We start from the raw sequence: 9,057 nt of genomic DNA, 5'->3' as shown, positions 1-9,057 counted from the left end.
CAGCAGGACTCGCACAGCCAGCTTCAACGCGGCAGGAGGGGATCGGCGTGGCGCTTACCTTTTGTCCGCAGGCGCCGACCGTTCACTCGCGGATCTCGATGGGGTAACGCCGCTCCAGCATGCCGAGGCGAGAGGCTTCAGCGCGATGGTCCAGCGTCTGCGCAAGACGGACTGACCACTGGACGGGAATAGTCTGACGCAAGCCCGATCCCGGCTTGTCACCGGCGGCAACCGAGGCTCTTGGTGCCCCTCAATGCGGTGGTTCGGATTCTGTCCAGCACACGACAGGCTTGGGCGCTAAGATCGGTTTGATCGGCGAAGAGGTGTTTTCATCTGCGTGGGGTGGCAAGTCTCTAGTTCGCCTCCATTACTACTGCCAGGATCGCTGCGGATAGATCTGGCCCGACGCGCTGGAACCCGAGAAGGCGGGCGATTGCGCGTGTCATGTCCTCAGGCGGCATAATTCCGCTTTCCGCCTGGATGCGCGCCGCGGCTGACGCAATTTCCATTGGCGGAAGATACTCTGCCTTCAGGATCGTGCCTGTTTCAGCGCTGCGGTCCCGGACGGGTGTTTCCGCAAGCTGTTCATCATTCAGTACGAATTGGCCGATCCGATGAAGCCTGTTGTCGCTGCGTTTCTGGACCGCCTGCAAGGCGCGCGTGGTGGCGTCGACGATGCGGCCGCCGGTTCGGGACTTGGAAAAGGCGGTAGCAACCCGGCGGGCGATCTCGTCGACATGAAGCGGCCCTTCGATGTCGACGATCTTGATGATCAGATCGCCAATCTGCCCCTGGGGGGCATCATGAGGCTCGACCGTACTTCTGACCAGCACCTCCGCACGTTTGTAAGCCGGGGCTTTCAACTCCAGATGCCCGATCTCAATTGGACCTTCAGGAGCAATTTCCTGCTCAATCGGTTGGAGAATGCCGCGCTCATTGGCGCCGCGCACGGCGATACCATCCGAGGAGGCCACTCTTGCCTTCAGCAAAGCCTCTGCAAGGCGACGAACCTCATGCTCCCGGCGGAGGAACCAATCGGTGCTCCATATCCTGTGGAAGCGCCAGCCCAAGCTTTCAAGCACGTCCTGTCGCAACCTGTCACGTTCTCGCGCCCAGAGTGCCGAGTGATAGGTGGCGCCGTCGCATTCCACGGCGACGATATACTGGCCGGGCCGTTCCGGGTGACGCACGCCAATATCGATGCGGAATCCGGCCGTGCCGACTTGGAGATCGGCCTCGTAGCCCAAGCTACGGATGACGCGTGCGACATCCTCTTCGAAGGGACTGTCGGCATCCAGGCCCGTCGCAATGCGCTCTTCGATGATGCCGCTCTTGGCGAAATCAAGGAAGCGCTTGAGCACGCGGGGCCCTTCCCGCGACGAGCGGGAGGGATCGATATCGCCCGGATCGAAAGAGGCGAAGACTTCGCAACGGATGCGGGCGCGCGAGAACAGAACGTTCAGGCGGCGTTCGCCGCCCTCGCCGTTGATGGGACCGAAGGACATGGATGCCAGGCGCCCGTTCGGTTCTTGCGGGCCATAGCCGACCGAGATCAGGATCACGTCACGCTCGTCCCCCTGGACGTTTTCGATGTTCTTGACGAAGACATCCTCGGCGCGGCCTTCGCGCAGAAAAGCGTCGAGCACGGGATCTCGCCGGCGCTCGTATTCCAGTGCTTCGGTGAGGGTGTCGGACTGCGCTTTCGAAAAAGCGACAACCCCGAGGGAAAGATCGGGACTGTTGCGCGCATGTTCGACCACCGCCTGGACGATGTATTGCGCCTCGATCTTGTTGGTGCCGGCGCGCTCGGTGGCGGTTTTGCCGCGGGCATAGACGCCTGGCACACGCCGGAATTTCAGGCCGTAATTCGGGTCGAGCTGCAAAGGGGAGGGCGGCAAAACCAGGTTGTCACCGTAGAACTCGGCGTTCGATACGCGGATCAGCGAAGGATCCCGCGACCGATAGTGCCATTCCAACATTCGCGAACGCAGGCCACGCGCCTCGCATAGCGACAGGATACTCTCCATGTCGGCGGCCGTCGCGCCTGCCGGTATGTCCTCGTCTTCCTCCTCGCCATCGCCATCATCAACGAGGCGGTCGAAAAAGGAAGTGGGCGGCAACTGCTTCTGGTCGCCGACAACCACGATCTGGCGCGCCCGAGCGATGACGCCCAGCGCATCCTCGGGCCGGATTTGCGAGGCTTCGTCGATCACCAGAAGATCAAAGGTCACGGTGCCGGGCGGCAGAAATTGTGCCACCGAAATCGGGCTCATCAGCATGACCGGCTTGATCCGCTGAACCATGGAGCCTGCATTCTTCATAACCCAGCGGATTGGCTTGTGACGGCTCTTGCGACCAATCTCTCCGCGGATGACACCCATCTCGCCCATACTGCCCCGCGGGATCTGGGCAAAATGGCGCGCGAGGATCAGGGCCTGGGCGTCATTGAGGCGTGCGCGCTCCCTGTCCTGGAACATTCGCACCAGTTCGTGGCGATCGAGGCCCGCCAGGCGGCCAATTTCAGGTTCTGACTTGCGGGCGGCATTCCACCTCGCTTCGGCACAGGCGTAGGTGAATTCGTCCACCGCCTTTTCCGGAGCTACGCGTCCATCTGCGACTGCGTCGACCACGTCGCCGGCTCCGGCTTCGACGGTCTGGGCGGTTGCGCGGGCCAGGGCGGCCCAATCGGAATAGCTCCAGCTTTCACAGCGCATCTCGTCAAAGGATGCGGCTAGATCCGCAAGATCGACATCTTGCAGGTCTCCCGCGAGATCGGCCTGCTGCAGGTTCAGCTTGAGCCGGGCAATAGGTTTGTCGGCTTTTTCCTCGGCATCGCCGGCCTGCTCCGTGAGCGATCGTGCCAGGGCTTCGGGCGTTTCCACGTCCAGGGCCGCAAGAACGTCGGACGCTGACCCAAACCCGGCTGACTGCATGTCCTCCAACCAGCCTACGACCCTGCCGAATCCGGCGAAGTCGGTGCGTTCGCCGCGCCATCCATCTCCAAGAGCCGATTGAAGCCAGGTTTCGTCATCAGCAAGGCGACGCCTCAGACTTTGGACCGATGCGAGCTGATCGATCAGGGACAGCTGGTCTGCAGGAGATTTCGGAAGCGGGCCGCGCAGAAGTCCACCGAAGGCGTTCGAGGCCTTGCGATAGGGGCCAAATAGCCTTGCCCAGAACGAGGCCTGTCCGCCGGCAATGGCCGAGCGGAGCGCTCCGGTATCGGCCATCCACGCGTGATCGGCAAAGTGGGTATCGGCATTGCGTCGCGCCCGTTCCCAATCAGCGCCAGCTGTCAGGGCCTCGGCAAGGCGTGACTGGCCCAGCCGCCCGAACAGGCTTTCGCTCACCAAAGTCCGGGCGTCCTGAGGGGCAATTGCCAGAGTTTCGAAAGCTTTGGCGAGAGCCGACACCTCGGCGAGCGACAGGGGGGCGGGGCGCGAGAGTTTTGCCGCGATGCGGGAAGCATCGGACATCAGGTTCTTCAGCGCTTGGCTTGCAGTAGCGAGATCAGCTTCCAGCCGCGACAGGTCGGTGGGTTGCAGATCATAGTCCTGAACACCGCGGAACGGGTGGGCTTCGGGCGCCCCGATTGCACCAAGCGCCCCGACCATTCGGCTGATGGCTTGCACGGCGGCGCGTCGTTGCGAAAGGTCGAGCCTGTCCAGCTTGTCCAATGGAATTGATGGGGGCAGGGCGCCCTTGCCGATCAGCCCAATGATTTCCGCCATCGCCCGGAACGGTGTATCACCGGACGGGCCCGACGGCTTGTGAAGCAGATCTGTGATCCGGTTAAGCGTATCGCGATCCTGCCGCAGCGCGCCTGGATCCGCGACATTCGGCACCGCCTTTGCGCTGGCCATCAATGTCCGACCCAACTCTTGCGCGAGGGCCTTCTTATTCGCGCTGCGCGAATGCAGCTCGAGACAGATATCCCTCAGCCCCGAGCGCACCAGGCGGTGATGCACGACGGAAAGCGCGGCCATCTTCTCGGCAACGAAGAGGACGGTCTTACCGTCATGGGCGGCAGCAGCAATCAGATTGGTGATCGTCTGCGATTTGCCTGTTCCCGGCGGACCCTGGACCACGAGGTTCGATCCGCGCCTGACTTCCTCGATGACCTTGGTCTGCGATGCGTCGGCATCGACGACCTGGATGATGTCCGCCGGGTCGAGCAGGGCATCAAGCTTGTCGTCCGGGCCGAAGAGGGACGCCCCACCTTCGAACCCTTCGGCCAGAAGACCAGACAGAAGGTCGTTGCCAATGAGGCTGTTTTCCGGCCAGGACCCAGGATCGAGGTCGCGGTGCATGAGGAGCTTGGCAAAGGAAAAGAAGCCAAGCTGCATCCCGTCGACATCCACCGACCAACCAGCCTGCCCCGAAACCGCTTCCATCACCTGCGCGTAGTAGGTGGAAGGCTTCCAGCCTTCGGTCTCGTCGATGTCCGGCAGGGTGATGCCGAAATCCTGGCGGAGCCTTTCCTGCAGGGGCAGGTTGGTGGAGATGTCATCTTCGCGAACGCGGATGTCGTAGGTCGAAGTGCGCTCATTGCGCACGAGTTCTACGGGCAAGAGAACAAGAGGCGCCTCGCGCCAGATGTCCGAGCTTCCGCTCTCGCGCCATTTCAGGAATCCGAGCGCCAGATAGAGGATGTTGAGCCCTTGCTCTTCCTCAGCTGTGCGCGCATCGCCTGCCAATCGCAGCAGTCGGCGAGCCTGGGCTTCGGGGCCGAGTGGTGTCTCGAGAAATTGATCAATATAACGCTCGGGATCGATTGTCTCGGGGCCCTCGGTATCCTCAGATATTGAATTGAATTCCTCACCGTCCTCAGGATCCTCTTTACGACGATCCTTTCCCGTGGCTTTGAAGCGCAAACGCTTTGCCTGGTCGCGAAGCAGATCGAAGACGTCATCCGAACGTTCGTTGATGATTCCAAGACAGTTGGCACGTTGATTCGCCCGATTTACGTGGATCAGCCGGTTACGCGTGCCCGTCTCAAGTAGTTTGCGCCGCGCGGCGTCCAGTGTTTTCGTTGTAAAGCGATCCGTGCGGTCAAGCATGGTTGAAAATTTCTTTCTTCAGGTGGGCTCTGGCAGGAAACTGAACATAGCGCATACCAATCAGGCGAAATTAAGTCTTCATGCACGCATTGGGCTATGAAAAAGTCAATCGCAGAGCTTTGGCAAGACCGCAGCTGCCTATTGCGGATCGACTCTGATTTTATTGACTTCGCTGGCGAGGCGATTTGGCTGCGATGGGAGTTATGGGGAGGGGCCATGGAAGGTGAGGCAGCATTCCGTGCCAGTTTCGGTCCGTGAATCGATGCCAGCCCTGGTAGGAGAGGTGCGCAACCGCTGCGATAGCAAAGGCGGATGCAGCGACACCGGAGTGGGAAAACAACTACGAAGATCCGCCCCAATCCGGTCTCAATACTCGAATTTCTCGCGAGGCGTAGTCGATACAAGTTTGGCGGTGAACAGGGCGCCAAAGCCTCCCGAAACGTGTTGTCGGGATATGGCGCCCCTTCTCCTTCGTGAAATCCGCGATCAGATCCCTTCTGCCTTGCAGGACTGAAGCAGGGGATCTTGCCCCGTTTCGTTCGAGAACCAAGCGATCCCCGGCATGGAGTCGCAGAGTTGCTGGGTATAGGCGTGGCGTGGCGTTGCAAGCACGGCGTCGGCTTCTCCCAGTTCCACGATCTCGCCGCGCCGCATCACCGCGATGCGGTCGCAGACCTGCGCGGCGACCCGCAGATCGTGTGTGATGAACAGCATCGACAGGTTCAGCCGGTTGCGGATATCGGCCAGCAGGGCCAGCACCTGGGTCTGGATCGACACGTCGAGCGCCGAGACGGCTTCGTCGGCGACAATCAGTTCCGGCTGCATGACCAAAGCGCGGGCGATGCCGATCCGCTGACGCTGCCCGCCCGAGAACTCATGCGGGAAGCGATCGAGCGCGCCTCGGTCGAGGCCGACGAGATCGAGCATCTGCTCGGCGCGCTCCAGCGCCTCAGCGCGCGGGGTGCCGTGGATCATCTGCGTTTCGGTTAGGGCCCTGCGGATCTTGTGACGGGGGTTGAGCGAGGCATAGGGATCCTGGAAAACGATCTGGATCTTGGGCCGGATCTTAGCGCGTTCCTGCCGTGACATGGCCTGAAGGGGCTTGTCGTGGAACCGGATCTCGCCGCTGTCGAGTTCCAGCAACTGCACGACGGCCTGCCCGAGCGTCGACTTCCCCGAGCCGGATTCGCCGACCAACCCCAGCGTCTCGCCCCGGCCGATATCGACCGAGATGTTCTTGAGCGCCTCGACGCGCCGCCGTTTGGTGGAAATGAAGCCGCTGCCGCCGGTGACAAAGGTCTTGGTTGCGTGGCGGATCGAGAGTATCGGTTCGCCCCCGGCCTGCACGTCCGTCGCCGTGGTATCGGACAGGCCCCGCACCGCGGCGACCAGCTTGCGTGTATAAGGGTGTTTCGGGGCGTTCAGCACGGTTTCTGCTGGCCCTTCTTCGACCAGGTTGCCGAACTGCATCACCGCGACACGGTCGGCGATCTCGGCCACCACGCCGAAGTCGTGGGTAATGAACAGTACGGCGATATGCAACCTCTGCTGGATCTCGCGCAGCAACTCCAGGATTTGCTTTTGTGTGGTCACGTCCAGCGCGGTCGTCGGCTCGTCTGCGATCACGACATCGGGTTCGAGGGCGAGCGCCATGGCGATCATCACCCGCTGCCGCTGCCCGCCGGAAAGCCGGAAGGGGTAGGAATGCTGCAGCGTTTCGGGGTCGGGGAGCCCGGTGGCTTTCAGCAGTTCCAGGATGCGCTTCTGACGGTCGCTGGAACGCGTCACGCCATGGGCGACCAGAACCTCGTCCAGCTGTTCGCGCACCGTCAGCACCGGGTTCAGCGCCGTCATCGGCTCCTGGAACACCATCGAGATGCGGGCGCCGCGGATCTTTCGGTATTGCGCGTCAGAAAGCGAGGCGAACGGGGTGCCATCGAAGTTGATCTCTCCCCCCGCGATCCGTACGCCGGGCGGCAACAGGCCCATGATGGCGGTGGCGAGAAGCGATTTCCCCGAGCCGGACTCGCCGACGACGCAAAGGATCTCGTTGCGCCGCAGTTCGAGGTTCAGATCCTTGACGGCAAAGGGTCGGTCTGCGCCCTTGGGTAACGAGATGTCGAGCGACCGGATGCTGAGGATAGGTTCGTTCGTCATGTTCTGTTGCTCCTCGACAGTCGCGGGTTGAGGACGTCGCTCAGCCCCTGGCCGAACAGGTTCAGCGCCAGGACGGTGACGAAGATGGCAAGTCCGGGGATCGCGCTGAGCCACCAGGCATGGCGGATCATCGTGCGGCCGGCGCCGATCATGAAGCCCCAGGTGATGTAGTTCCGGTCGCCGAGGCCGAGGAAGGACAGGCCGCTTTCGATCAGGATCGCCGAGGCGACCATCAGGGAGGCCATAACAATAACCGGCGATAGGGCGTTCGGCAGGATCTGGTGCAGGATGATGTTGCTCTGCGAATGCCCGCCAACCTGGGCCGCCTTGACGAAGTCGCGCTGGCGCAGGGTGAGGAACTCGGCCCGCACCAGGCGCGCGATTGGCGGCCAGCTCACGACCGCGATGGCCGCGACGATCGAGCCGAGCGTGGGCGAGAAGATCGCAACGAGCACGATCGCCAGCATGAAGGACGGGATGGTCTGGAAGAATTCGGTCAGGCGCATCAGCAGGTCGTCGACGATGCCGCTGGAGTAGCCGGCTACTGCGCCGACCAGGACGCCGACACCGATGGCGACAACAGACGAGGCGAAGCCGATCATCAGCGACATGCGGGCGCCGTGCATGATCCCCGCGGCGACGTCACGGCCAAGCTGGTCCGTGCCGAAGAGAAAGCCCTTGCTGAACGGAGGCAGGTTCGGCCGTCCGGCCATCCGCCAGGGATCTCCGGGGAAGAGCAGGTCGGCGAATATTGCCATGAGCACCAGCGTCAGAAGCAGGATCAGGCCGATCATTCCGGAGCGGCTGCGAAGGAAACGTCGGGCGAAATCGGTCATGCGGCGACCTCGATCCTTGGGTCGGCGAGGCTGTAGACCAAATCGGCGACAAGATTGAAGAAAACGACGAAGGCCGAGGCGATGATGAAGATCGCCAGCAGCAGGTTGTAGTCGCGTTGCAGCAGGGCGTCGAACGCCAGCCGGCCGATGCCGGGCCAAGCGAACACGGTCTCGGTCAGCACCGCGCCACCGACGAGGTGGCCGGCCTGAAGGCTGGCGAGAGTGATAATCGGAAGCAAAGCGTTCTTGAGGATGTGGCGGCGCCAGATCCGTTTCTCCTCGAGGCCCTTGGCGCGTGCCGTGCGAACGAAATCGAGGTCCATTACCTCGAGTACCGAGGCACGGGTCATGCGGGTATAGGTGGCGAGATAGAGCAGACCCAGTGTTGCAGCGGGCAGCACCAGGTGCTGGGCAACGTCGAGCGTCCGTCCGATCGGTGACATCTCGACGCCAATTGTGTTCATACCGAAGGCCGGCAGCCAGCCGAGCTGAACCGAGAACAGCAGGATGGCCATCAGGCCGACCCAGAACAGCGGCAGGGCAAAGAACAGCAGCGCGGCGATGGTGATGACCCCGTCAGGCCACTTGCCGACATGTTTCGCGGCAGTGACGCCCATGATAAGGCCCCCGGCCAAGGCCAGCAGGAAGGCGGTCATTGTCAGAATCAGCGTGGCGGGAAGGCGTTCGCCGATCAGCTCGATCACCGGGCGATTGTGCTGGTAGGAATCGCCGAAATCCAGCCGGGCGACACCGGCGACGTATTTGAACAGTTGTTCTTGGATCGGCCGGTCAAGGCCGTAGCGCGCCCGGACTTGTTCGATGAACTCGGGATCGACCGATCCCTGTTCGCCGGCAAGTACGGTGGCCGGGTCGCCGGGTGCGGCACGTATCAGGCCAAAGCTTAGGACCGTGACGGCCAGCAAGACCATGATCGCCTTGACGAGGCGGCCGAACAAATAACGCAGCTGCGCCATGTCTCATTCTTCCTGTCGGGAGTAGGTGGA

Annotated in this window: 4 protein-coding genes; all 4 read right to left on the bottom strand. The window is 62.2% G+C overall.

Going from position 1 to position 9,057, the window contains the following annotated elements; translation table 11 throughout:
* Positions 1 to 353 precede the first annotated feature (353 nt).
* A complete protein-coding gene (locus IE266_RS19925; protein WP_189681875.1) occupies positions 354 to 5,060 on the bottom strand; it encodes a DUF3320 domain-containing protein in 4,707 nt (1,568 codons plus the stop codon).
* A 486-nt stretch (positions 5,061 to 5,546) separates the two neighbouring features.
* Positions 5,547 to 7,217, bottom strand: coding sequence for an ABC transporter ATP-binding protein (locus IE266_RS19920; RefSeq protein ID WP_189681874.1), 1,671 nt, complete (start codon positions 7,215 to 7,217; stop codon positions 5,547 to 5,549).
* Entirely contained in the window at positions 7,214 to 8,053 is an 840-nt protein-coding gene (locus tag IE266_RS19915; protein WP_189681873.1) for an ABC transporter permease, read from the bottom strand. The genes IE266_RS19920 and IE266_RS19915 overlap by 4 nt, the downstream gene beginning before the upstream one ends.
* Positions 8,050 to 9,027 (bottom strand): ABC transporter permease, encoded by a 978-nt coding sequence (locus IE266_RS19910; RefSeq protein ID WP_189681872.1) that lies wholly within the window; start codon positions 9,025 to 9,027, stop codon positions 8,050 to 8,052. The genes IE266_RS19915 and IE266_RS19910 overlap by 4 nt, the downstream gene beginning before the upstream one ends.
* Between the last annotated feature and the right edge of the window lie 30 nt (positions 9,028 to 9,057).

The organism is Seohaeicola zhoushanensis (assembly GCF_014656415.1).
In the GTDB taxonomy this organism is placed as follows: Bacteria; Pseudomonadota; Alphaproteobacteria; order Rhodobacterales; family Rhodobacteraceae; genus Seohaeicola_A; species Seohaeicola_A zhoushanensis.
This window is presented reverse-complemented; position numbering and strand designations above follow the sequence as displayed.